Below are 23,789 nucleotides of genomic sequence, written 5' to 3'. Positions count from 1 at the left end.
TTGCTCCCCCGGGGGGGGGGGCCCCGCCCCCGGCCCCACGGGCCCGGCGGGGGGTGCCGGAGGCCGGTTCGCCGGGGGATCGACGGTGCCGGGTACGGGGCGGCTCAGCTGATGGCGTTCAGCATCGCTTCTTCGACGTGGTCGGCGGTGTTGCGGTGGCCGAGGGCGTTGGGGTGCACGAAGGACAGCTGGTCAGGGAGGGTGACGAAGCCTTCGACCCACTTGGCGTCGTCGCAGACGCTGTGGTTGCGGGACGAGGCGTAGAGGTCGACGAAGCCGGCGGCTTCCTGTGTGCCGGTCGAGTTGGCGATGGCCTTGTTGAGGGGTTCCAGGACGTCATGGCGCAGCCAGTCCAGGTCGCCCTGGGTGATCGTGCCGAACTGCGTCAGGTCACCGAACCTGCAGCCGGAGGTGTCCCTGGGGATGATCGTGGGGTAGCCGACGGCCAGGATCTTCGCGTGCGGGGCGCGTTCGTGGAGCACGGAGAGCATACGGTCGTACTCCTGGCGCACCTTCTTCAGCCGGGCCGGGATGCCGGCGGCCAGGGCGTCCTTGCAGGGGGTGCCCACGCCGCCGCTTTCGCCGCCCAGCTCCGGGCACTTCATGAGGATGCCGGCGAAGCCGAGGGTGTTTCCGCCCACGCCGACGGTGATGACGTCGGTGTCGGTGCCCACCGCCTCGGACTGAGGGGGTACCGCGGGGAAGGGGTAGTCCGGGTCCTCGGAGATGGGCGGCATATGACGGCCGATCGGGTGCTGGGATGTGTCGGTGACGTTCTCGATGGTGGCGGCGCCGCAGCTGACGTTGGTCAGCTCGAAGAGACCGCCGAGGTCGCGGTCGATGACCTGGGGGTAGGACCGGTCGGTGCGCTCGCAGCCGTCGCGCGGGACTTCGAAGGTGTTGCCCGCGGCCCGGATGACCCCGGCGGTGTAGGAGTCACCCAGGGCGACCCACTGGTGCTCATCGGCCGCGGCGACGGGTTGCGCCCCGGCGAACTGCACGGGGACGAGGGCGCCGACGGCGAGGGCTGCGGCCGAGCCGAGCAGGGCCAGACGAGTACGGAAGCGTGCCACGGATCCTCCAGGGATGCGGATTTGGCGTCGCTTTGACCCTAAAGAGACCATCACTTAACGCACTAGATTCAATACGGTCAGTAGTCACCAGGCGGTGACATGCGTCTGTGTGGGGGACAGGGGTTCGACCTGTCGACCGGTCACGCCCTCTTCGTGATCGCCTTGATGTGACACCTGCTCGGTGCGGAGAGGCCCTTGACCGACTGGGTGATCCCGGTCTGGGGCGCAGTCTCGTGGCGGCTGTCTTGTTCTCGATCACCTCAGCCCTCCGGGCCTGCTGACCACCGCCCCGAGCGGCAAGCAACTGGCCGCAATGTGCGCGGGAGACCCTGGACAGGGGAGGGCGGGAACAGGCCCACGGGCCCAGGCTTGCGTCACAACTTGCCCAACCCGTGCGGACCTTCGCCTGGAACGGCCAGGGCGCCTGCCATGATCGTCATCATGGGGATACACATCGCACCGGCCGCGGTGGCCGACTTCCACCAGGTCCTGACTGATCACTCCCGTTACTGGGGCGAACGCGACCTTCGGCCGCTGCACCTTCTGGCCCTGGTGCAGGAGTTCGGTTCCACCTGCTTGGTTGCCCGGGCCGAGGACGGAATCCGCGGGTACATCTTCGGGTTCGTCACCCCGGACGGCACCGGGTACGTGCATCTGATCGCCACGCGGGACGATGCCCGTGGCAACGGTCTCGGCCGTCGTCTGTACACGGCGTTCGCTGAAGCAGCGGAACGTCACGGTGCACGGAAGTTGAAGGCGATCACGTCAGTCGAGAACACCGGCTCTATCGCCTTCCATCGTAGCCTCGGCTTCGACACGAAGATCGTCGACGACTACAACGGCCCAGGCCAGGCTATGGCCGTCTTCCACCGAGACCTGCCGCTCAACGTCCCGCGGCCCTGACCCACCAACCGTCACCGGTAATCGTTCCCCAGGCCGTTGGCGGTGGGATGATCGTGGTTCGTGGCCCGTGGAGACCTGACGGACGATCAATGCTCGGTGCCGAAGCCGTTGTTGCCGAGGAGCAAGGAGCCCGGCCGCCCACTGAATGCCCGCCGACCACTCGCGGTCCGCTACGAGGCTACCGTCCTCGTTGCCGCCGTCAACGCGTGGTGGTGACGTACTGGTCCGACGACATCTCGAACACCCGTACTCGCCGGCCACCCGTGGGATTCACGGCCTCACGGAACAGACGCATCCCCAGTTTGGCCATGATCCGTTCGGAGGCGTCATTGCCCACTTGAGCGATGCTGACGATCCGCTCCAGCCCGCGCTCTTCGAACCCGAACCGTACAGCGGCCGCAGCGGCCTCGGTGGCCAAGCCCTGCCCCCAGTGGGAACGTCCCAGCCGCCAGCCGACCTCAACCGCCGGCAGTACCTCCGGCAGGAAGTCGGGCACCGAAAGGCCGGTGAACCCGGCCAGCTCGCCCGTGGACCGGATCTCCACGGCGAACAGGCCGAAGCCCTGTGACTCCCACTCGCTCTCCCATGCCCGGACCCTGCCGCGAGTCTGCCGTTCGTCAAGGACGCTGCCGTCACGGATCCACCGCATGACCTCGGGGTCCGCATTGATGGCGGCCATGGGCGCAATGTCTTCCTCGCGCCAGCGACGCAGGATCAGACGGGGAGTCTCAAGCGTGACCATCCCATCATTCTGGATCTCAAATGGGCTCTCCGTCATCCTCACCAGGCACTTTCGATACACGCCCTAGGAACGCCTCCGCGTCACCAACGCCACGACCGTCCCGATCCCGGCGCAGAGCAGCCCGAGCCCGCCGAAGATCAGCGGCAGCAGCCACAGCGAGGCGAACCCGTTGATCCGTGCGTCCTCGGGGGAATCCGCCCGGTAGAGCACCTCGACCCGCTCACCCCGCTCGTACGCCGGCGGGTTGGACCCCGTGGAGTCCCGGAACGTCTGCCGCGTGCCGTCCGCCGCCGTGAACTCGACCACCGGGTACGCCACGGGTCCGTCGTGCGCCCGCTTCCGGTGGGACACACCGCTGTGGTCGTCACGCCATTCCAGGGCCACCACCGTGCCCCGTACGCGCTCTGCGTCCGTCAGGAACGAGGCCGACATCCCCGCCAGGATCAGCCCGATGACCAGGAACAGCACCCCGAACGCGATCGCCCCGAACGTGATCCACCGGCGGGCCCGCCGGCCACGTACCTGCACCTGCACGACATCCCTCTCACTCGCCCGGACCGAGAGGGACGCTATCCCAGGCAGGGCCGACGCCGGTGACGAGGGGGAGCGCCGGGCGGATCCGGGCGCGCGCACCGGTGGTGGTGGCGAGGCCGCGACGCCGTGAGCCCGGCCACCCCGTGGTCCGGTACTCCGTCTCAGGGCACGCCACCTGCGCAGCGGTGACCCCCTGGAAGTCACCGCCTCCCTGCTCGCGCGGTACGGACCGCGGCACCGGTCCGCGGTCCGTACGCCGACGTGCAGGGCTGTGGGGAGGTCAGCCCGCCTTGGCCGCCGTGCCGGCCCGTGCGAGCGCCTGGGTGAGGCCGTTGGCCCACAGCTGGTTGACCCGGGCTCGCTCGGTGCTGTTGGGGTAGCGGTTGGTGCAGCTCGTGCCGGGGCCGCCGCCCGACATCAGTTCGCTGCACGGCCCGCTGTAGTGGTCGGGCAGCCCCAGCACGTGGCCGGTCTCGTGGGCGGTGACACGGATGGAGTCGTACTGCTGGTTCTGCGCGTAGTCCAGGAAGATGTAGCCGCGGCCGTGGCCGTTGGTGGAGGCGTAGGAACCGCGCGAGTCGTTGCCCTCGTAGTAGGCGAAGTCACCACTGCCCGTGGTCGCCTGGAGCTTGACGTTCGACACGGAGCTGTTCCAGATGGAGGCGGCGCTCGATATCTGGGAGCGGAAGCTCGGCGCCTGGGAGGCGTTGTAGTAGACGGTCACCACCTTCAGGGAGGGCTGGGCGGCCTGCCTCTTGGCGACCGAGTTCAGCACGGCGTCGAAGAACGCCTTGTTGCCGGCGTTCTCGGCCGTGCCCACGTAGCCTGCGGTGGCGGCCTTGGCGGGGGCTTGCGTGGTGTTCGTCGCACTCGCCGGGCCGGCGGTGCCCAGCGCGGCGGAGGCCAGACCGAGGCCCAGCGCCAGGGCCACGAGTCTCCTGGAGCTCTTCGACCCGGTGCGGGTACGGAACGATGCCATGGGGGGCTCCTTCTCGTCCTGTGGGGTTGAACGATCGGTTGCCAGTGAGTCTCGGGCAGGCCAACGGGACGAGGGATGATGGCAGTTGGGGATAGTCCGGAGCTATCGATGGCCGACTCGTCCGGTTTCGTTGGACCTTGAACATCTGGTGTGGTGCCCGGCGCCGCCCTACGCTCCTCCCATGGAGCTCGAGGTGAGGCATCTGCGCGTGCTCTGCGCCATCGCCGACACCGGCAGCTTGCACAAGGCGGCACGGCAACTCGGCCTCGCGCAACCCTCGTTGAGCACCCAGTTACGACGCATAGAACGCGCTCTGGGTGCGCAGCTCTTCGTGCGCGCCCGGACCGGCTGCCACCCCACCCCGCTGGGGCTGGCCGTGCTCAGCCGGGCCAGGCCGCTGGTCGCGGAGTTCGCGGCGATCGTCACCGAGACCAGGGCGGCGGCGGCCCGCGCCGCCGGCGGGTACCAGCTACGCATAGGCGCCACGGCGAGCCGCGCCATCCCCGGCTGGCTGCGCCTGCTGCGGGCGCGCGGCCCGGGATGCGAACCGACCCTGCAGATGAACGTGTCCGCCAACGCCCTGCTGGGCATGGTCGCCGCCGGCCGGCTCGACATGGCCTTCGTGCACGAGGTCGAGGGCAGCCCGCTGCGCGTCCCGCCCGGCCTGTGCCTGCGCGTGCTCGTCGAGCGCGAACCACAGTTCGTCACGCTCGCCGCGGACCATCCCGCCGCGTCGCAGCCGGAGGTGAGCCTTGCCGATCTGGCCGGCGACCGCTGGATGGTCGACTCGACGGTCGACGGCGAATGGGAGGGCCTGTCCCGGGTACTGCGGGCCGCGGGCCTGCACTGCGAGATGCTGCACGGCGACTACCTCACCGCGTACTCGCTCGCCGCCACCGGCGAAGTGGTGACGGTCAGCCAGCCGACCGCCCATCCCCGTCCCGATCTGGCGATCCGCCCGCTGAAGGGCGATCCGCTAGGCGTACGTCTGCTGCTGGCGGCCCGCACCGAGGACGAACTGGACGAGGTCTTCCCGGAGCTGGAGGAGGCCTACTGGTCCGTCGCCCACGAGGCGCCGGCCTACCGGGAGTGGCTGAAACGCGCGCACCTGCCCGGCACGCCGGAAGGCGGGACCGCCGCTCAGCTTTCCCGTTCCACCATGTAGAACGGAAGGAGTGTCCGATTTGTGCCGATACGACGATGATCGTAATCGAAGCCGCCGAGGAGGCCCCGCAGCAAACCGCCGTAAGGCCCCGGCCGTCGGTAGCCTGCGCGGATGACGCGTACGGAACGAGCCATCGCGACGGTCGTCGGCGCCGCGGTGGGCGACGCGCTCGGAGCGCCTTTCGAGTTCGGACCCGAGGGGGCGTTCTCCGCCCGGTTCCCGGAGCCGGGGTGCGGTGGCGAGATGTGCGGGGGCGGCGGCTGGGAGCCGGGTGAGGCCACGGACGACACGCAGATGGCCGTACTCGTCGCGGAGTCGCTGCTGGAGCGGGGCGGACTGGACCTGCCGGACGTCTTCGACCGCTTCCAGCGCTGGGCCGCGGCCGAACCCAAGGACATCGGCCTGCAGACCGAGGACGTGCTGACCAACGGCATGCCGTGGGACCTGGCCGCCGCGACGCACTTCCGGACCAACCTGCGAGCAGCCGGGAACGGCTCCCTGATGCGGGCATCGACGTCTGCGGTCTACTTCGCACGTGCCGGGCAGGCGGCCACCATGGACGCCGCCCGCCGCATCGCCGCCCTCACCCACGGCGACCGCGCCGCCTGGGAAGGGACCGCCCTCTTCCACGAACTCGTTCGGCTGACCCTCGCAGGTGCCGATCCCCTCCGCGCCCTTCCCGGCGTTCTGGACCTCGTCCACCCCGAGCACCGTCGGCGTTACGCCACCGTCCTCGCGACCGACTGGCATCCGGACCAGGCGACGGAGTTCAACGGCGCGGTCTGGCCCTGCCTGGGGTCCGCGGTGTGGGCGCTGCGCAGCACCACCAGCTTCGAGGACGCCCTTCGCGCAGCGATCGACCTCGGCGGCGACACGGACACCGTCGCCGCGGTCACCGGAGCCCTGGCGGGCGCGTATCACGGCCTGGACGCGATCCCCGCCCGCTGGACCGAGCCCCTGCACGTCCCACTGCCGGGGTTCGGCGGACGGGTACTGCGGCCGGCCGATCTGACCGACCTCGCCCACCGCCTCGGCACGGCCGACCCGGACTGATCCCGTCAGCGACCGAACCGTGCCGTCAGTCGACGGCGGTGCGTCGCGCTCGGTGAGCATGTGGCCGGTGGCGGTGCAGAGGTGAGGGACGGCGTGGCCGACGTCCCGGAGTCGGATGCGCCGTCCGAGGTGGTGGCGGCCAGAACGCGCCCGTCGGGGCCGAACGCCACCTCCGTCCACGGCCGCGGCACGGGTCTCGGCCGGGACTCCCCACAAGGGGCCGCCGCGCCGGGCAGGCCGGTGGGCGGTGGCAAGCCCCAGGCGCGTTCTTCGATCAGCGCGGCGCCGACGGACGCCGTACCCGTGCCGTTCAACGCACCCTGTCGCCCCGTGCGAGCCCGCGCGGTGCGGTGCGGGCGGCGAGCAGTTCGTCGGCGGCTGCGGGCATGCCTTCGTCCCGGAGGACCTCGGCGAGACCGGTGACCTCCCAGGCGGGCGCCTGCCCTGCGACATGGCGGAGCAGGGCCCGGAGGTGGTGGTCGCGTCCGGCCGTGACGAGGGCGCGTACGAGATCGGGCACCACGTCTTCGAGGGGCTGGTCCCCGGCGTTGTGGCTGAGGAGCGCGGGGATGTCGTCGGGCTCCTCCCACGCGTGCAGGAGCTCGCCGACCAGCGTGTGGGCGCCCTCGGAGGTCAGCGGCAGGCGTACGGCGAACCGGGCGCCCACCTGCTCCACCGGGCCGGGTCGGCCGGGGGAGAGGCTGAGGGTGCCGTGGTGGAGCGTGGTGATGCGGCGGGCGATGGCCAGGCCGAGGCCGGTGCCCCCGGCGTCCCGGGTACGGGCGTCGTCGAGCCGGCTGAAGCGCTCGAAGATCGTCTCCTGGTGCTCGGGAGGGATGGGCGGCCCGTCGTTGGCCACCTCCAGCACGGCCTGCCGGCGTTCGTGGTCCAGGGTGAGCGTGACGGTGATCGTGGTGGCCGCATGGCGTTCGGCGTTGTCGAGCAGGTTCGCCAGGACCCGGGCGAGCAGGCCGCGGTGGCCGGTCACCGGCGCGGGTTCGTCGGGTGCGGTGACGACGAGACGCAGGCGGTCGGGCACGTCACGGCGGGCGACCGCGTCGCGGATCAGTCCGGGCAGGTCCACCTGCTCGGTCAGGAGGATGCGCGAGTGCGGAGCCTGCGCGTCGAGACGGGCCAGGAGCAGCAGGTTCGTGGTGATGTCCTGGAGATGAAGGGTGTCGTGCAGGGCGTCGCGGGCGGCGGCCGGCCAGTGGGCCGTCCCGGACGGGGCCAGCGCGAGTTCGAGTTCGGCCCGCAGGCAGGCGAGCGGGGTGCGCAGTTCGTGGGCGACGTCGGAGGTGAACTGCCGCTGGCGGGCGGCCCCCGCTTCGAGGCGGTCCAGGGCACTGTTCATCGTCGCCACCAGACGGGAGAACTCCCGGCCGCAGCGCGGCGTCGGGATGCGCTGGTCGAGCCGGCTCAGACTCAGCGCGGCGAACTGCGTCCGGATCACCTCCACCGGCTTGAGGACCCGGCCGATGACCAGCCACGCCCCGCCGGCGGTCAACAGGGTGAGCACCAGCGTGCCGCCGGCCAGCCACCGCACCGTGGAGGTCAGCCGGTCCTGGTCCGTCCAGGATTCGGGGAAGAAGATCGGGTCGGAGCCGTCGGCCGGAACCAACTCCACCGGCCTCGCGTCGTCCCGGTCGGCCCACGGCCAGAGCGACAGGTGTTCGCCGTGGAGCAGCGGGAGCGTGTCACGCCGGACGACGACCCCGTGACCGGGGCCGGACGTGCACCTCGTGCCGGCGGCATCGAGTGCGCACGGGGCGGCCACCTCGCTCGCCGCCACGGGGCTGCCGTCACTGGCCCGCTGGAGCGCCGAGGCGTGCAGGGAGTTGCGTACCGCCACGGCGGAGGCGACGGCGGCCAGAGCCAGCAGGACGGCGGCGACGGCGGTCGCGGCCAGGGTCAGCCGCACCCGCACGCTGCCCGGTCGCGTGCGGCGCTCGGTGCGCGGTGCCCGGGGGCTCCTCAGCATGCCGTCTCCGGTGCGACGTCGAGCCGGTAGCCGATGCCCCGGACCGTACGGATGGACCGCCGCCCGAAGGGAGTGTCGATCTTGCGGCGCAAGGCGCTGACGTAGACCTCCACCACATTGACGTCTCCGTCGAACCGGTCGTCCCAGACATGCTCCAGGATCTCCGTCTTGGTGACCGTCTGACCGCCGCGCCGCGCCAGGTACTCCAGGACCGCGAACTCCCGCGCGGTGAGGGCCACCGGCACCGTGCCGCGACGGCAGTGCCGGGCGGCCGGATCCACTTCCAGGTCTCCGACGCGCAGCACCGAGGGACGCTGCGGCTGACCGCGCCGCATCAGCGCCCGCAGCCGGGCCAGGAGCGTCACGAACGAGAACGGCTTGGTCACGTAGTCGTCCGCTCCGACGTCCAGGCCCTCCGCCTCGTCGTACTCCCCGTCCATCGCGGTCAGCATCAGCACCGGCGCCCAGATGCCCGCCTCACGCAGCCGGCCGCACACTCCGTATCCGTTCAGGCCCGGCAGCATCAGGTCCAGCACGATCGCGTCGTACGGGTTCTCGCCCGCCCGCTCGACCCCGGACAGCCCGTCGTGCACGACGTCGACCGCCCATCCCTCACCGGCCAGGCCGCGCCGCAGCAGCTCCGCCATCCGCCGGTCGTCCTCCACCACGAGTACGCGCATGACCCCAGGATGCGGGACAGACCCTGTGGCCAACCTGAAGAGGCGTACAAGGCAGTCGAGTTGGTGCCTTCAGAGATCTTCAGCTTCCCCACAGCCCCTCGTTGGCACAGTCGTTGCCCGGCGCCGGCCGGTCGGGGGAAGCCGGAACCGCCATTGATCAGGGCGGCGGAACCGGCTGCCCAAACAATTCCCCGGCCGGAAGAGTCGAGGTCAGGCAGGAGCGGACGGCCACTCGCCGGTCCGGCCCGTCGACTGCCCCGAACAACCCGAATGCGCCGTGCAGCAAGGCGCCAGTGAAAGGAGTACAGGAATGCCCCCTTCGATGCGCAACAGCTGGGCGCTCGCCGCGGCCACGCTCGCCATGGCCGGCAGCATCGCCCTGGCCGGCCCCGCACAAGGCGACACCCGTGCCCCGCAGCCCGTGGCCCCGGCGCCGGTGTCCAAGGTGTCGGCGCCGGTGTCCGAGGTGTCGGCGCCAGTGTTCGAGGTGTCGGCCGCCGGCGTGAAGAAGATCCGCGTCAAGGGTACGCACGTGGCCCTGCGCGAGTGCCCGCGCACGAGCTGCAGGGTCGCCGTCAGGGTGTCCAACGCGACGCTCCGTGCGTACTGCCAGACCAACCGGCACACCAGCAAGGTCTCGGGCAACAAGTGGTGGACGAAGGTCACCCTGCTGTCCGACAGCGACCCGGCCTGGGTGAGCAACCACTACGTGCGCGGAGCGGCACCCAAGGTGCCCCACCTGCCGACCTGCTGACAGCCGCGCACCCGCCCCGCTTCCCGTCAACTCCGCTCTCCACGAGGAGACAGACATGCCCATGCCGTCCACCCGCACCCGAGTCGTCGGCGCCCTGGCCCTGACCGCCGCACTGCTCGTCGCCGTACCCGTGACGGCCGCCCAGGCGGCCGCCGGCCCCCGGACGACCGGCTCGGCGGCGGCCCAGGCCGCCGTGCACTCCTGCACCTACCGCTCCACCGTCGGCTACACCTGCGACTACTACTACGGCACCGCGACCATCAGCGAGGGAAGCTCCCACGCGGACGCCGTCAGGGAGATCCAGGACATCATCAACCAGCACACGGACTACCCCGTGTGGCTGTCCGTCGACGGCAGCTTCGGCTCCGGCACCCTCGCCGCGGTCAAGTGGCTCCAGAGCCACCACCACATCACCGGCGGCGCGGACGGCATCGTCGGCAGCCACACCTGGGACTACCTGCGCCGCTGACCGGAGCGGCCGAGAGCCACGGGGGCTCTTCGCACCGGACCGGTCCGCGCCTGAACGATCCCGAGCGACGGACGGCGCCGGGTGGGTGCGACCTCACGTCACCCCACCCGGCGCCGCCCCCCTCGTACCCGACATGCCCGGACGCAACGGGAAGGCACCGTGATGATCACCAGGAAGACATCGGCTGGGGCGCGGCGGACGCCGGCCCTCACCCCCCTGTCCACGACCTCCAGGACCACGGTGGCGGCCGTCGCCGCCACCCTGCTGCTCGCCACCCCGGCCGGCGCAGCCACGACCCCGCAGACGCCGCCCGTCCGCCACACGACGGCCGACTCGTGCGGCCCCAGCGTCGATCCCAACTCCTCCATCCCCCGCGACCGGCGGCACAACGGCCCGGCGACGAAGATCGGCAGCACCCGGATCCAGCTGCGTTACGGCAACCGACCCGGAGGACCGCGCTACTACTGGGCCACGATCACCCACGCAAGCCGGGGCGACAAGGTCAGCCTCTACTGGGACATCGACTACGGCTCATGGCGGGACAGCGGCGCCTGCTCGGCGACCGTGCACTCCGGAGGCAGCCAGAACACCCGGGCCGTCAAGTTCGTCCACGGCCGCGGCTTCCACCTGGAGGCGCAGGCGTGCGGCAAACACGCCGGCCACAGCAGGTGCGCCCCGCCGCGCCCCTGACACCCCGTAGCGGGCCTCTTCCCGCCCCTGCCTGAAAGGGCCAGCCGATGACGACGACCACCCCACCCGAACCCCATGCCCCCGCAACGGACTTCGAGGAGTACGTCCGTACCCGGCACGACGCTCTGCTGCGCAGCGCCCGCTGTCTGGTCAGCGACCCGCTGGAAGCACAGGACCTGCTCCAGACCGCGTTGTTGCGCGCATACCCCCGGTGGGACCGCATCGCGGACAAGCGGCTCGCCGACGCCTACCTGCGCCGCATCATGATCAACACGCGGGCGGAGTGGTGGCGGCGGGCCCAGCGACTCCGCGAACTCCCCTCCGCGCACCTGCCGGAGACGAGCGTCGAGGACTCCGCCGAGCGGCACGCGGACCGTACGTTCCTCATGGACCTCGTCAAGTCGCTGGCGCCCCAGCAGCGTGCCGTCGTCGTGCTGCGCCACTGGGAGCAGATGTCCACACGGGAGACGGCCACCGCACTCGGCCTGTCGCCGGGCACGGTCAAGAGCACACTGCACCGCGCCCTCACCCAGCTCCGCGAGGAGCTCCTGCGCCGATGAGCCGCATGCCGTACGTGCCGGACGGTCAGCCGGCGGCTTGGCCCAGCACGCTACGGCAGTGCGCCCAGGCCGGCTCCGACAGCAGCGGCCGCCACCGGGTGAACAGGCCGAGCAGGTCCGCCCCGTACCGTGTGCGGACCTCCGGGCTGATCACCGCGATGTCCAGCTCGTTGGCAGCGGTCAGTTCGGCGAAGTCCCGACGCGCTTCCAGGCCTGGCCGCACCCGTGTACCGGTGAACCGGTCGACGAACATGCCAGCGTCGTCGGTCAGCCCCCGGTAGGAGGACGAGCGGTCGCAGGAGGCATAGAGGTAGACGAGCGCTTCGGCCTCGACACCGATCGCCTCGACCAGTTCCGCCCGGCGCCCCAGGTCCATCAGGGCCACCGGGAACCCATCGGTCCCGTAGAACGCGTGACACAGCCCGGCCGACACCAGCGCCGGGCGAGCGCCCCACGAGGCGAGCAGCGCGCCGACTCGCTTCAGGTGCGCCAGCAGGGTGCCGCCGGGGTGCTCGATCCCGTCGGCTCCGGCCGCCTGCAGGATCGCCAGCGCTTCTGCGGTCATTTCCACATCACCGTCCGAAGGATCGCCGTCCGATCTGAACCACTCAGGATCGTAGGACGGGACACCGCCGACCACGCTGCGATCGCCAGGGCAACCTCGGAGGACGGGTGACCCGCCGAACGACTCGGCAGGTGATGTTGGGTGATACGAGGGTCACCCGGCCGACTTCTCGTGCCATCTGCCAGTACGGCCCCGGGACACCGCCGGAGGAGACTTCCTGCCACCACCACGACCGGCGAGCCTCCGCATCCGGAGGCTCGCCGTGGCGTGGCCACGTACAGGACGGAACACACGAGGGGGCGGCACGTGAGTGTGCAGCAGTACGACAAGATCGGCGAGGCGTTCGAGGGGTTCAAGTCCCTGCCACTGATCCGGTACGGGGAGGTACCGAGCTTCCTGGGCATGGTCGGGGACGTGAGCGGCAGGTCGGTTCTCGACCTGGCGTGCGGCACCGGCTTCTACAGCAGGGAGTTCAAACGGCGCGGCGCCACGGACGTCTTCGGGGTCGACATCTCCGTCGAGATGATCGCGGCCGCGCGCGAGATCGAACAGCGTGACCCGCTGGGTGCCCGCTACGAGGTCGGCGACGTGGCCCAACTTCCGCCTTTCGACCGGCGCTTCGACATCGCCGTGGCGGTGCAGTGCCTCAACTACGCCGAGGACGTCGCGACGATGCAGCGGATGTGTGGCAACATCCACCGGAGCCTGCTGCCGGGCGGGGAGCTCTTCGTGTTCGCCCAGAAGCCCGACTACCGGTTCGACTGCCCGTCCCTGGACAAGTACGGGTTCCTGTGTGAGCCCACCGGCGAGGAAGCCGGGACGGGGCCGCGGGTGCGGGTCACGGCTCTCCTCGAACCGCAACCGATCAGCATCGTCAGCACGGTCCCGCGCCGCGAGGTCTACGAGGAGTGCCTGCGGGCGGCCGGGTTCGGGGACCTGCAGTGGGTACCGCTGCAGGTGTCCGAAGCCGGCATCCGCGAGTTCGGCGAGGACTTCTGGGCGGACCTCCTCGCGCACCCGCCCCTGGAGATGCTGCGCTGCCGCGCCTGACCGCGGCGGCAACCGAACACCCCGAACCGACGCCCCGCCGGCCGAAGGGACGCCGGCGGGCCGTCGTCGGGGGGTGACGACCCCGGGACTTCGGCAGCCGGCCCGGCTCCGCTGGACCTTGACACAGTGTCAAGGTCTTCACTGTGGCCTGGAGGTGGTCCACATGACCAGGACAAGCGGGGACACGAATACGGTGCGGGCCCTTCGGGCGCTGGAGAACGACAACTCGTCGGTCCGGCTGCAGGCGGCGCTGGCGGTCGGCACGGCCCCGGACCCGGAGTTCATCGGCAAGCTCGTCGAGCGATGCGCGGTGGAACCGGAGTTCTCCGTGCGTGAAATGCTGACGTGGGCCCTCACCCGCCACCCGGCATCGATGACGGTCCCGCTGCTTCTCGGTGAAGTCCGCTCGGGGCGAGCGCAGGCACGCAGCCAGGCGTTGCACACACTGTCCAAGATCGGGGATCGGAAGGCGTGGCCGGCGATCACCCCGGCGCTGCTGTCCGACCCCGACGACGAGGTGGCCCGGAGCGCTTGGCGGGCAGCGGTGGTGCTCGTCCCCGAAGGCCAGGAGCACGAGCTGGCCGTGGCGTTGGCTGCACAGCTCGGGCGCGGTGAACGCGAGACGCAGCTGAGCCTGAGCCGGGCGCTGATCGCGCTCGGTGAGACGATGGTGCCGGTGCTGGGCGCCGCTGTGACGGATCTCGACCCTCGTGTGCGTGCGCACGCGATCGCCACGGAACGACTGTGGCGCGATCCGGACGCCGGGTTCGAGTTCGCGGTCGAGGAGGCGAAGCGCATAGTGGCCCTCGGCGGAGCCGCCCGGGAGGAGCAGTAGGCAGTGTTGATCGGTGAGGTCGCGAAACGGTCCGGGGTCAGCGCTCGCATGCTCAGGCATTACGAGTCGCTCGGCCTGGTGCACCCTACGGGCCGCACCGACTCCGGCTACCGTGAGTACTCCGGCGAGACCGTCCGGCGGATCTTCCACATCGAGAGCCTGCGGTCGCTGGGGCTGTCGCTGCGTGACGTCGGTCGCGCGCTCGACGACCCCGGCTTCACGCCCGCGGAACTCGTCGACGACCTCATCCGCCGGACGCGCGACCGCATCGCGGCGGAGACCGAGTTGCTCAGGCGACTCCGCCGGATCGACGCCGCGGAACCCGCCGGCTGGGAGGACGTCCTCCAGACCGTGGCGCTCCTCCAGGCGCTGGGGTCGAAGAGCGCGGGGGCGCGGCAGCGGGCGGCCCTGTCCGCGGTCGAGGAAGGTCCCGTGCCGGTGGAAGCCCTGGTCGAGGCCGTCCTGAGCGAGTCGGACCCCAACGTCGCCGGAGCCCTTCGCTGGGCTCTGGCGCAGTCGGGCGAGGACGGGACGGCACTGCTGGCGGAGGGCCTCGGCTCGCCCGTGGCCGAGGTGCGCAGACGCGCCGTCCAGTCCATCGCCGAGATACCGAACGGCGAGGCGACCGCATTGCTGCGGGACGCCCTCACGGACCCCGACGCAGTGGTTCGCGGGCACGCGGCTCTGGCGCTCGGGTCCCGTGGAGCAGCCGACGCCGTCCCCACGCTCGTCGACATGATCGTCGAGGGGAGGAACGACACCGACGCAGCCGACGCACTGAGCACCCTGGCGGGGGATCCGGCGCTGGCGGACCGGATCGCCACCGGGCTGGTCAACCGCCTCGCCGACGGCACAGGTGGACCGTCCGCGCGTCGACGGCTGACCCAGGCGCTCGCCGACATCCCGGGGAGCACGACGACACGTGCCCTCGCGGATCTGTCCCGTGACGAAGACCGTGCCGTGGCGCTCACCGCGACGTACCTTCTCCGGTTGCGCAACGCGAGGACGGCGGCCCGGCCCGGCGACCGGAGGTGAGCGCCGGGCAGGCCCACCGGACACGTTCCGAGGCCGGGCGCCCCGCCCCCGGAGCGTGAATCGGCGACCGGCTCAGACAGCCGTGCGGGTCACCGGGATCCACAACTGCGCGTCGGACCGCGCCGGGTCGTCCTGAGCCGGGCGGGTGCGCAGGATCTCCGGCCCCGGACGGTACTCGTACGGGTTGGACGGGATCCACTGGGCGGCCACGTCAGCCCACATCTGCTGCAACGCCTGCGGGAACGGCCCGGTGTTCTCGAACACGGCCCAGGTGCCCGCCGGGCAGTCCAGCACGTCGAGGTCCTCGGGCAACTCGGCGGCAGCGGTCACCACGGCGTGGTAGTAGTCGAGTTCGCTGCCCTCCTCGAAGCCGTCCGACAGGCGCACGGTCGCCGACACCACGCCCTCCGGGTCCTGGTCCGAGAGGCCGGCGATCCGCAACATCGTTTCCGGCGAGATGCTCTTGACGTGCTCGGCGATGTGCGGGTTGATCCCCTCGTAGATCAGCGGGACGCGGGCCTTCCTGCCGACGACCCGGAATGCTTCCTTCTCCACGATGCGGTACCGCATGGTGTTGCTCCCTTCGACGGTGAGGCGGAAGGACAGCCGGGGCTGCGAGTTCAGAGCCGCGCCGGTACGCCTGGCCTCGCCGGGACCGACGCCGTGCACGGCGCGGAACGCCCGGGCGAAGGCCTCCCCCGAGGTGTAGCCGTAGCGGATCGCGATCTCCAGCAAGGTCGGTTCCCCGGCCAGCACTTCGGCCCCCGCGACGGTGAGCCGCCGGCGTCGGACGTACTCCGACAGCGCCATCCCCGCCAGTGACGAGAACAGCCGCCGGAAGTGGTACTCGGACGTGACCGTGATCCGGGCCAGCGCGGACACCTCGATGTGCTGGTCGAGGTGATCCTCGATGTACTCCATGGCCTGGTTCAGCCGATCCAGCAACCCCGGCCTCCTTCCCTTTCGCTCACCAACGCTAGGAAGGACCAAGCCTGTCGCACCCGACATCCTGTGCCCGCTCCGGTCGGGTGAGGCGTACCTGGCCGGGTACCACCCCGCCGTCCGGTCAGCGGGTGGCGAGGAACTCCAGGGTGTCGATCACCCGGTTGGAGAAGCCCCACTCGTTGTCGTACCAGGCGACGACCTTGACGTGGCGGCCGTCGACGCGGGTGAGGGCCGAGTCGAAGATCGACGAAGCCGGATTGCCGGTGATGTCGGACGACACGAGCGGGTCCTCCGAGTACTCGAGGATGCCGGCGAGCGGCCCCTCCGCTGCGGCACGGTACGCCGCCAGCACGTCGTCGCGCGTCACGTCCCGGGTGACGGTCGTGTTGAGTTCGACGATCGAGCCCACCGGCACCGGTACGCGGATCGAGTCGCCCGAGAGCTTGCCGTCGAGGTTCGGCAGCACCAGGCCGATCGCCTTGGCGGCACCGGTCGTGGTCGGCACGATGTTGACGCCGGCGGCCCGGGCGCGACGGGCGTCGCGGTGCGGCCCGTCCTGCAGGTTCTGCTCCTGCGTGTAGGCGTGCACCGTCGTCATGAAGCCGTGCTCGATGCCGGCGAGGTCGTCGAGCACCTTGGCCAGCGGGGCGAGCGCGTTGGTGGTGCAGGAGGCGTTCGAGACGATCGTGTGCACGGCCGGGTCGTAGGCGTCGGTGTTGACCCCGAACGCGAGCGTGACGTCGGCGCCGTCCGACGGCGCGCTGACGAGTACCTTCTTCGCGCCCGCGTCGAGATGGGCCCGGGCGGCCTTGGCCGAGGTGAAGCGGCCGGTGGCTTCCAGGACGACGTCGACGCCGAGTTCGGCCCACGGCAGCTGCGCCGGTTCGCGCTCGGCCAGCACGGTGATCCGGCGGCCGTCGACCACGAGGGCGTCCCCGTCGACGGTCACCGGCCGCCCGAGCCGTCCGGCCGTGCTGTCGTAGGCGAGCAGCCGGGCGAGAGTGGCGGGCTCGGTCAGGTCGTTGACGGCGACGATCTCGAGGGCGCTGTCGCGCTCCAGCAGTGCGCGCAGCACATTGCGTCCGATGCGGCCGAACCCGTTGATGGCGATGCGAGTCATGAGTGAGGTCCCTTCCCTTCGCCACCAAGGCTCGCCCGCGCGACGCGGCGCTGACAGTGGCGACATCGCCACGGTTCGAAAGGATCCCGCCAGGCGGTGCCGGGCGGCTACTCGCCCCGGGTGAAAGTGCGCCGGTACTCGGTCGGCGTGGTGCCGAGGATGCGCTGGAAGTGCAGGCGCAGGTTCGCGCCGGTGCCGAGCCCGACGTCGGCGGCGATCTGCTCGACGCTGCGCTCCGAGCGCTCCAGCAGTTCGCGGGCCAGGTCGATGCGGGCGCGCATCACCCACTGCATCGGCGTGTAGCCGGTCTCCTCGACGAAGCGCCGGGAGAAGGTGCGCGGCGAGACGCCCGCCTGCCGCGCCAGTATGTCGAGGGTGAGGGGGTCGCCGAGCCGGTGCAGCGCCCACTCGCGGGTGGCGGCGAACCGCTCGCCGAGCGGCTCGGGGACGCTGCGCGGCACGTACTGGGCCTGTCCGCCGCTGCGGTAGGGTGCGGCGACCAGACGCCGGGCCGCGTGGTTGGACGCGGCCACCCCGAGGTCGCCGCGCAGGATGTGCAGGCACAGGTCGATGCCGGAGGCGGCGCCGGCCGAGGTGAGCACGCTGCCCTCGTCGACGAACAGCACGTTCTCGTCGACCTGGACCAGCGGATGCCTGGCCATGAGTGCCCGCGTGTAGTGCCAGTGCGTCGTGGCGCGCCTGCCGTCGAGCAGGCCCGTGGCGGCGAGCGCGAAGGCACCCGTCGAGATGGCGGCGAGCCGCGCGCCCCGGTGGTGGGCGGCGATCAGTGCCTCGACGACGGCCTGCGGCGGGTCGTCGCGGTCCGGGAACCGGTAGCCGGGGACGAAGACGATGTCGGCCCAGGCAAGCGCGTCGAGGCCGTGGGCGACGTGGTACGCGAGGCCGTCGCCGCCGGTCACGAGGCCGGGCGTCGCCCCGCACACCCGCACCTCGTACGGCATGCTCGCGCGGGTCGTGAAGACCTGCGCGGGAATGCCGACATCGAGCGGCTTCGCGCCTTCGAGTACGAGGACGGCGACGCGATGGAGGCGGGAGGCTGGCACAGGAAGAGGGTACGTGGGGCGTGAAACTTCATACGCTGACGCAAGACGAACCCCTGCGGGCGCTGCCGCACACCGTCACCCGTGCTCGTCCGCGGAGTCGGTGACAACGGGCTCGTGGCCGGTGGGCAGCAGTTCGAGCCTCGACGAACCGTCGTGCGCAGTCCCGGACAGGGGCGTGGCGGAGGCGTAAATCGGTGTCCCCGGCGGCCGTTGACCGCGATCATGACCCGGTCCACCGCCCCGTGACCGCCGAAGGAGCCTCCCCCTCATGCCCGTGCCCGCCGACCCGACGGTCCTGCATCCGATGCCCGAACAGCCGCGGGTGGTGCTCCTCAGGCCGCTGGTGAAGTCCCCACTGATCGAGGTCGGGGAGTTCTCCTACTACGACGACCCGGACGAGCCGACCGCGTTCGAGATCCGCAACGTGCTCTACCACTACGGGCCCGAGAAACTGATCATCGGGAAGTTCTGCGCGCTGGGCACGGGCGTGCGGTTCATCATGAACGGCGCCAACCACCGTATGGACGGCCCGTCCACCTTTCCCTTCCCGACCATGGGCGGTTCCTGGTCGGACCACTTCGACCTGCTCACCGGTCTGCCCGGCCGGGGGGACACCGTCGTCGGCAACGACGTCTGGTTCGGCCACGGTACGACCGTCATGCCCGGTGTGCGGATCGGCCACGGCGCGATCATCGGTACCGGCGCGGTGGTCACCGGCGACGTACCCGACTACGGCATCGTCGGCGGCCACCCGGCCCGCCTCATCCGTACCCGCTACGACGACCGGGACGTCGCCCGGCTGCTGGCGGTGGCCTGGTGGGACTGGCCCGTGGAGCACATCACCGAGCACGTACGCACGATCATGTCGGGGAGCATCGCCGCCTTGGAGGCCGCCGCCCCGCACCGGGACCGAGCGGCCGGGATGCCCGATGCCCCGGGGGCGTGACACGAGTGCACGGCCAACTCGCTGCCGGCGGCGGCTCGGGCCCCGCCCTCCCGTCAGCGTAGGCCGAGGCAGAGCAGCCAGGTGCGCGGGGCCGGCCGGGTGGTGGTGAGCAGTGCGGCCAGCACGCCCGGCAGCCCGGTCAGCAGGTCCGCGCCCCAGCCGGCGGGCCACGGTGGGGCGAGCCGGTCGGTCAGGTGGTGGGTGAGCCGGTCTCTGAGGATGGCGGCGGCGGGTAGCCGGGCGTGCCGGTCGAAGGCGTCGGCGACCGCCAGCACTCCCGCGGCGCCGTGGCAGAGCCCGAGGCGGTCGCCGGGGGAGTCGCCGTAGAGGTGGAAGGTCTCGTCGTAGTGCTCGGCGAGTGTGGTGAAGGCGGCCGTGGCCCAGTCGGCGGTCATGGTGTCGCCGAGGGCGTCGGCGGCGTCCCACAGTGCCCAGGTGATTCCCGGGGTGCCGTAGCACCAGGCCTGGCGCGGGTGGGCCGCGGGTGCGGGGGGACTTCCCGGTCCGGCGGCGGGCCAGGTGCGGATGCCGCGGTCGTCGTCGTAGGCGTGACGGACCAGCCAGCGGGTGGCCCGGCCGAGTGCCGTGGCGAGGCTGCCCGCGAGGCCGGTGTCCGCGGGGGTGCGGCGCAGTGCGGCGGTGAGGGCGGTGGTGAGGCCGGCGACGCCGTGGCCCATACCGGTGTTGATGCGGCCGTGCACCCAGGCCAGATGCGGATGGTGCGCGTAGTGGCCGGTGCGCAGCCGTCCCAGGTCCTCCTCGTCGCACAGGAGCGCCAGGTGCGCGGCCAGCCCACGCCCGCCGGGTCCGCCGGGCCCGTCTGGTTCTCCGGTCTCACTCGGCTCGGTCGCCTCGTCGGGTTCGCCTGGTTCGGTGGCGCACAGGGCGAGGAGGGTGCCGGCGGGGCCGGAGATGAGGTCGTAGTCGGGGAAGGTGACGTGGTGGGTGCGGCAGCGGGGCGGGCGGGTGCGGAGGTGGGCGGCGAGCCGGTCGGCCGCGGGTCGCAGTCCGGGGTGGAGGCGGGCGCCCAGGTGCAGGCCGACGAGGGTGCCGGCCAGGCCGCCGTCGTACAGGGACGGGAGGGAAGGGCCCCGGCCGGCGGTTCGGGACCATACGGCCACGGCGGCGGGTGCCGCCCGGTCGTCGGCGACCAGGTGGGCCAGGACCGGGATGCCGGGATCGCAGCGGTGTCCGCCCGGCCCGGGTGCCGTGGCCCACTGCCGGAGGTAGCGCACGGCGATGTCGTGGACGTCACCCGGCAGCGGGGCCGGCGGCGGTGTGGTGTGCGTCATCGTCCTCCTCGCATCCTGCCGGCCGGGGCAGGGGCCGTCCGCCGTGGGGCGGGCGGCCCCTCGGGGTGGGATCAACAGATGACGACCGTCCCGCACACGACGATCGTGCACAGGCCGCTGCACGCCTCGGTGTACGCGGAGGCGGTCGGCAGGTCCTCGTGGGTGATGCGCTCTTCGAGGTCGTTGATCAGTGTGTCGAGTTCGGTGTGTTCGGTGCCGGGCATGGGACTTCCCCTTTCACTCCTTGGGTGTGGGCCGCCCCGGCGGACCGCCTGGCGGGCGGGCCGGGGACGTCGTGCCGGCTGCCGTGGACCAGGGCGCGGGCGGCGGCCTCGGCCGGCCGTCCGGTGCTGTGGTCGTGGGGGAGCCGGAGCAGCAGTTGGGCGGCGACGGCCGCGCCGCCGTGCAGCGCGTCGCGCAGCAGCAGTTGGTCGGGTGCGGGCAGCATCTCCTCCACCAGCACGGTGGTGCTGGCCTGCCGGGCGCACAGCCGCTCGATGAGGTGGACGGCCGTCAGGGAGGCGAGGTCGACGGGGACGGGTTTCGCGCCGGGGGCGGTGCGGGCGAAGACGTGCCGGGGCAGGTCGGCGTCGCGGCGCAGCAGGGCCAGGGTGCGGACCTTGGCGAGCGGGTCGTCCTCCAGCCGCCACAGCCGGCGGCGGTCGATCCGCCAGGTGGCGGGGGCCAGGACGAGGTCGCCGCCGGCGGTCAGCCGCGGCAGCCGGGCCAGGTGGGGCAGGGCCGCTTCCGGGGCGTCCAGGCGGATGAGGCAGGAGGCGGCGGGGTGGCCGGCGGTGAGCAGCAGGCGTACGAGGGTGTCGTAGGGCGGGGCGGGGGAGCGGGTGGCGTGGTGGACGGGGATGATGCGCCGGCCGTCCGCCTCGGCGATGACCCGGCCGCCGCCGGTGCGCAGGCTGATGCGGTCCAGCGGGAGGTAGCGGGCGCGTGGGGGCGGGCCGTAGTAGGGGGTGGGGTCGGGGTCGCCGGTCCACCAGCGGGTGGTGACGGGCCGTCGTACGGCGTTGGCGGACCGTTCGGTCAGCGGCGGCACGAGCACCTCGACGAAGCGGACCCCGGTGCGTTCCTCGACGGCGGTGAGGAAGGCACGGTAGGCGTCGCTGTGGCGGTAGCCGTCGTTCAGGGCGGTGAGGTGGTCGGCGAACCTGGCGTCGAGCACCCCGGCGGCCGAGGCGGTCTCCAACACGGCGACGGGGCCGGGGCCGGCGGTGGGGGACAGCGGGCGCAGGAGGCAGTCGAGGGGCCAGGGCGGCAGGGCCTGCTCGCCGGGTGGGGCGCCCAGGGTGTCCAGCAGCGCGTCGTCGACGTCGACGCAGGCCGCGCCGGAGCGGGCGGCGGCGTCCAGGTGCGCGAGCAGCCGGGCATAGCCGCCGGTGCGGTCGCGGGCGGGATGCCAGCCCGGATGGCGGCGCTCGGCGAGCGGGGTGTCGGCGGCCAGTTGCTCGGTGAGGAGCTCGCCGAGGAGACGCGGCCGCTCGGTCGGTCGGATCGCGGCGGGCAGCAGCTGGAGGGGGTCGGCGGGGTGGTCGGCGGCGCGGAGGGCGGCGAGCCGGGCCGCGATCCGCAGCCCGCGCTCGACGCGGGCGACGGCCGCCGCGGGCACGGCGGCGCCGGCACCCGGACGGCGGTAGCAGTCCAGGAACCAGGCAGCGGATCCGCCGTCCGCGGGAGGCTGCGGCAGGGTACGGAGGGCGGCCGCGGCGCCGGTGCCGACGAGGGTCTCGGCGGGCATCCAGCCGCTGTGGTGCTGCCGGGGCGGACGGCAGGTCTGCAGCACGCCCAGGGTGCACAGGTGCTGCAGGAACCCGCGCAGCACATCGGGGGTCAGCGGCGGCCGGCCGGGTGGCGCGGTAAGGGCGGGCAGCAGCCGTCCGAGTTCCCCCAAGGGCCGCGGGCCGTCGGCGAGGAGGGCGAGCACACCCTCCAGTACGGGGGTGCGGCGCAGCACGATCTGCCGGAGCCGGCCGGGGGCGCGGGGGTCGACGACGTAGCAGCGTAGGTGACCGGGGCCGTCGCCGGCCGCGGTGGCGGGGGGCTCGGTGAAGAGCAGCGGCGCCGGGGCGAGCAGGGTCCCGGCTGCGGCGGTGTGCAGGTCTGCCGGAGTGGTGCGGGCCCTGACGAGGTGGACGTTCTCCACGGTGACCGTGGCCAGGGCGCCGATACGGGTACCGGGCGCGAGCAGCCACGGACGACCGCCGGGTGCGCCGGAGACGGGGACCGCGGCGATCTGGCCCGCCAGGCCGCGGGGCGTGGTCTTCGCTGCGGCCCGGCCCATCACACGCCACAGATAGGCGGCGCGTTTGCGCAGGCGCCGGCTCGACCAGGACTCCCCTCGGGCGAGCCGCCGTTCGATGTCGTCGGCGAGCCCGGGGGCGGCGCTGTCCACGAACGCCCGCAGCACCGGGGTGGAGCGCGCCGCCTGCCAGGCGTGCTCGGCCAGCCGTTGCTGCTCGGCCGCGACGGCCTGCCGCAACGCGCCGGCGGCCGTCTCGGCCGCTTCGGCCTCGCTCCGCAGGGCGCGGGCCTGGGCGGCGAGTTCGGGGGGCACCGCGGGGCAGCGTTCGAGCAGCAGGCAGTGCGCCGGGCGTGGTGCCGCGCCGGAGTGCAGGTGCCGACGCAGGGCGAGTACGGCACCGCGGTCGGCGGGCGTCAGCGAGGGGTCCGGCACGACCGTCCCGCCCAGCCGGTCGGCCAGTGCCCTGGCCCGTACGGCGAGGTCCTCGGTGGTGTCGGCGAGCCGGGCGGCGGTGTCGAACAGGTCGGCGGCGCCACCGGCCGCCCACACCTGGGCGGGCAGACCGGCGAGCCGCAGCAGCGCGGTGCTCCCGAGGACCGCGTCGCGGTCGTCGTCGCCGATGGATGCCGGTGCCGGTGGGTGGCCCATGGTCAGTCCGCTCCCTCGTGGCCGTCGGCGGCGAGTGCCTCGGTGAGCAGGCACTGGCGGGCTGTGGACAGCCCGCCCCGGTTCCAGTGGAAGACGACGTGGTGGGCGGCGGCCCGGCGCGGGCCGATCGTGGCCTCGCCGGCCGCGAAGTAGTGGGTGCGCCAGTCCTCCGCGGCCTGCCGCACCGCTCGGAGGTGCTCGCCGAGGACGTCCTGCCAGGCCTTGGGCATCGCCTCCAGCCGGGCCTGGGGGCTGTGGTGCCACCAGTCGCGGATCCCGGCGGCAGCGCGTCGCCGGTCCGGCCCGCCGAGTCCTCCCGGCAGCCGGCGGCCGGTCTCCTCGCGTACCGTCTGCCAGACCCCGCGGTGTTCCCAGCCGACGATGTCCAGGCCGTCGAAGACGGCGTGCAGCAGCGCCAGCGACACCCGCCAGCCGGCCGGTGCCGGGGCACC

At 72.3% G+C, this 23,789-nt stretch carries 24 protein-coding genes and 1 pseudogene; 11 read left to right on the top strand and 14 right to left on the bottom strand.

Going from position 1 to position 23,789, the window contains the following annotated elements:
• Window positions 1-104 precede the first annotated feature (104 nt).
• Complete coding sequence (locus ABZ923_RS35700) at window positions 105-1,073, bottom strand: SGNH/GDSL hydrolase family protein (protein ID WP_361480634.1); 969 nt, start codon at window positions 1,071-1,073, stop codon at window positions 105-107.
• Between the two features lie 429 nt (window positions 1,074-1,502).
• Here ABZ923_RS35700 and ABZ923_RS35695 point away from each other — a divergent pair, with 429 nt between their 5' ends.
• Entirely contained in the window at window positions 1,503-1,976 is a 474-nt protein-coding gene (locus ABZ923_RS35695) for a GNAT family N-acetyltransferase (protein WP_361480631.1), read from the top strand.
• A gap of 199 nt (window positions 1,977-2,175) precedes the next feature.
• Here the strand turns inward: ABZ923_RS35695 and ABZ923_RS35690 are convergent, their stop codons facing one another.
• The 3 genes from ABZ923_RS35690 to snpA all read right to left on the bottom strand — a co-directional run bounded on the left by ABZ923_RS35690 (window position 2,176) and on the right by snpA (window position 4,231).
• Window positions 2,176-2,718, bottom strand: a complete 543-nt coding sequence (locus ABZ923_RS35690) for a GNAT family N-acetyltransferase (RefSeq protein ID WP_361480628.1) — start codon at window positions 2,716-2,718, stop codon at window positions 2,176-2,178.
• Window positions 2,719-2,781: 63 nt separating this feature from the next.
• Entirely contained in the window at window positions 2,782-3,246 is a 465-nt protein-coding gene (locus ABZ923_RS35685) for a DUF3592 domain-containing protein (protein ID WP_361480625.1), read from the bottom strand.
• Between the two features lie 286 nt (window positions 3,247-3,532).
• Window positions 3,533-4,231: a snapalysin gene (gene snpA, locus ABZ923_RS35680; protein WP_361480622.1), complete on the bottom strand. Its 699-nt coding sequence runs from the start codon at window positions 4,229-4,231 to the stop codon at window positions 3,533-3,535.
• Window positions 4,232-4,412: 181 nt separating this feature from the next.
• On the opposite strand from snpA, the gene ABZ923_RS35675 reads away from it, so the two are divergent.
• Both ABZ923_RS35675 and ABZ923_RS35670 read left to right on the top strand, forming a co-directional pair.
• Window positions 4,413-5,396, top strand: coding sequence for a LysR family transcriptional regulator (locus tag ABZ923_RS35675; protein WP_361480619.1), 984 nt, complete (start codon window positions 4,413-4,415; stop codon window positions 5,394-5,396).
• 111 nt (window positions 5,397-5,507) lie between these two features.
• The gene (locus tag ABZ923_RS35670) at window positions 5,508-6,449 is read left to right on the top strand and encodes an ADP-ribosylglycohydrolase family protein (RefSeq protein WP_361480616.1); all 942 of its coding nucleotides are present in this window, start codon (window positions 5,508-5,510) and stop codon (window positions 6,447-6,449) included.
• A gap of 310 nt (window positions 6,450-6,759) precedes the next feature.
• Here ABZ923_RS35670 and ABZ923_RS35665 read toward each other — a convergent pair whose 3' ends face one another.
• Together ABZ923_RS35665 and ABZ923_RS35660 are read right to left on the bottom strand one after the other, a co-directional pair.
• Window positions 6,760-8,430, bottom strand: a complete 1,671-nt coding sequence (locus ABZ923_RS35665) for an ATP-binding protein (RefSeq protein WP_361480613.1) — start codon at window positions 8,428-8,430, stop codon at window positions 6,760-6,762.
• The gene (locus tag ABZ923_RS35660; protein WP_361480610.1) at window positions 8,424-9,110 is read right to left on the bottom strand and encodes a response regulator transcription factor; all 687 of its coding nucleotides are present in this window, start codon (window positions 9,108-9,110) and stop codon (window positions 8,424-8,426) included. Before ABZ923_RS35660 ends, ABZ923_RS35665 begins: the two co-directional genes overlap by 7 nt.
• A 310-nt stretch (window positions 9,111-9,420) precedes the next feature.
• Here ABZ923_RS35660 and ABZ923_RS35655 point away from each other — a divergent pair, with 310 nt between their 5' ends.
• From ABZ923_RS35655 to ABZ923_RS35640, 4 genes are all read left to right on the top strand, one after another.
• Complete coding sequence (locus ABZ923_RS35655; protein ID WP_361480607.1) at window positions 9,421-9,864, top strand: hypothetical protein; 444 nt, start codon at window positions 9,421-9,423, stop codon at window positions 9,862-9,864.
• A gap of 55 nt (window positions 9,865-9,919) precedes the next feature.
• Window positions 9,920-10,333 (top strand): peptidoglycan-binding domain-containing protein, encoded by a 414-nt coding sequence (locus ABZ923_RS35650; protein ID WP_361480605.1) that lies wholly within the window; start codon window positions 9,920-9,922, stop codon window positions 10,331-10,333.
• Between the two features lie 162 nt (window positions 10,334-10,495).
• Window positions 10,496-11,023, top strand: coding sequence for a hypothetical protein (locus ABZ923_RS35645; RefSeq protein WP_361480602.1), 528 nt, complete (start codon window positions 10,496-10,498; stop codon window positions 11,021-11,023).
• A 47-nt stretch (window positions 11,024-11,070) separates the two neighbouring features.
• Complete coding sequence (locus tag ABZ923_RS35640) at window positions 11,071-11,583, top strand: SigE family RNA polymerase sigma factor (protein ID WP_361480599.1); 513 nt, start codon at window positions 11,071-11,073, stop codon at window positions 11,581-11,583.
• A 25-nt stretch (window positions 11,584-11,608) separates the two neighbouring features.
• Here the strand turns inward: ABZ923_RS35640 and ABZ923_RS35635 are convergent, their stop codons facing one another.
• On the bottom strand, window positions 11,609-12,148 hold the full coding sequence (locus ABZ923_RS35635) for a DUF6817 domain-containing protein (protein WP_361480597.1): 540 nt from the start codon (window positions 12,146-12,148) through the stop codon (window positions 11,609-11,611).
• A 306-nt stretch (window positions 12,149-12,454) separates the two neighbouring features.
• On the opposite strand from ABZ923_RS35635, the gene ABZ923_RS35630 reads away from it, so the two are divergent.
• From ABZ923_RS35630 to ABZ923_RS35620, 3 genes are all read left to right on the top strand, one after another.
• Complete coding sequence (locus tag ABZ923_RS35630) at window positions 12,455-13,198, top strand: class I SAM-dependent methyltransferase (RefSeq protein ID WP_361480594.1); 744 nt, start codon at window positions 12,455-12,457, stop codon at window positions 13,196-13,198.
• A 163-nt stretch (window positions 13,199-13,361) separates the two neighbouring features.
• Window positions 13,362-14,033: a HEAT repeat domain-containing protein gene (locus ABZ923_RS35625; RefSeq protein ID WP_361480591.1), complete on the top strand. Its 672-nt coding sequence runs from the start codon at window positions 13,362-13,364 to the stop codon at window positions 14,031-14,033.
• 3 nt (window positions 14,034-14,036) lie between these two features.
• The gene (locus tag ABZ923_RS35620; RefSeq protein WP_361480588.1) at window positions 14,037-15,068 is read left to right on the top strand and encodes a HEAT repeat domain-containing protein; all 1,032 of its coding nucleotides are present in this window, start codon (window positions 14,037-14,039) and stop codon (window positions 15,066-15,068) included.
• Between the two features lie 72 nt (window positions 15,069-15,140).
• Here ABZ923_RS35620 and ABZ923_RS35615 read toward each other — a convergent pair whose 3' ends face one another.
• The 3 genes from ABZ923_RS35615 to ABZ923_RS35605 all read right to left on the bottom strand — a co-directional run bounded on the left by ABZ923_RS35615 (window position 15,141) and on the right by ABZ923_RS35605 (window position 18,197).
• Complete coding sequence (locus ABZ923_RS35615; RefSeq protein ID WP_361480585.1) at window positions 15,141-16,013, bottom strand: AraC family transcriptional regulator; 873 nt, start codon at window positions 16,011-16,013, stop codon at window positions 15,141-15,143.
• Window positions 16,014-16,134: 121 nt separating this feature from the next.
• Entirely contained in the window at window positions 16,135-17,133 is a 999-nt protein-coding gene (gene gap, locus ABZ923_RS35610) for a type I glyceraldehyde-3-phosphate dehydrogenase (protein ID WP_361480582.1), read from the bottom strand.
• A 107-nt stretch (window positions 17,134-17,240) separates the two neighbouring features.
• Window positions 17,241-18,197, bottom strand: coding sequence for a helix-turn-helix domain-containing protein (locus tag ABZ923_RS35605; protein ID WP_361480579.1), 957 nt, complete (start codon window positions 18,195-18,197; stop codon window positions 17,241-17,243).
• A 268-nt stretch (window positions 18,198-18,465) separates the two neighbouring features.
• Here ABZ923_RS35605 and ABZ923_RS35600 point away from each other — a divergent pair, with 268 nt between their 5' ends.
• Window positions 18,466-19,143: a CatB-related O-acetyltransferase gene (locus ABZ923_RS35600; protein WP_361480576.1), complete on the top strand. Its 678-nt coding sequence runs from the start codon at window positions 18,466-18,468 to the stop codon at window positions 19,141-19,143.
• Between the two features lie 53 nt (window positions 19,144-19,196).
• Here ABZ923_RS35600 and ABZ923_RS35595 read toward each other — a convergent pair whose 3' ends face one another.
• The 4 genes and pseudogenes from ABZ923_RS35595 to ABZ923_RS35580 all read right to left on the bottom strand — a co-directional run.
• Window positions 19,197-20,435 (bottom strand): lanthionine synthetase LanC family protein, encoded by a 1,239-nt coding sequence (locus ABZ923_RS35595; RefSeq protein WP_361480573.1) that lies wholly within the window; start codon window positions 20,433-20,435, stop codon window positions 19,197-19,199.
• A gap of 71 nt (window positions 20,436-20,506) precedes the next feature.
• Window positions 20,507-20,659, bottom strand: a complete 153-nt coding sequence (locus ABZ923_RS35590) for a hypothetical protein (RefSeq protein ID WP_361480570.1) — start codon at window positions 20,657-20,659, stop codon at window positions 20,507-20,509.
• Window positions 20,623-23,337 carry a lantibiotic dehydratase gene (locus ABZ923_RS35585; RefSeq protein WP_361480567.1) on the bottom strand — a complete coding sequence of 905 codons (2,715 nt, stop codon included), beginning with the start codon at window positions 23,335-23,337 and terminating at the stop codon, window positions 20,623-20,625. The genes ABZ923_RS35590 and ABZ923_RS35585 overlap by 37 nt, the downstream gene beginning before the upstream one ends.
• Before the next feature lie 2 nt (window positions 23,338-23,339).
• Window positions 23,340-23,789 (bottom strand): annotated as a pseudogene (locus tag ABZ923_RS35580) (hypothetical protein); the annotation flags it as partial.

The organism is Streptomyces sp. NPDC046881, assembly GCF_040645015.1.
GTDB lineage: Bacteria > Actinomycetota > Actinomycetes > Streptomycetales > Streptomycetaceae > Streptomyces.
Note: the sequence above shows the minus strand (reverse complement) of the source record. Positions and strands in the feature narration are given on the sequence as shown.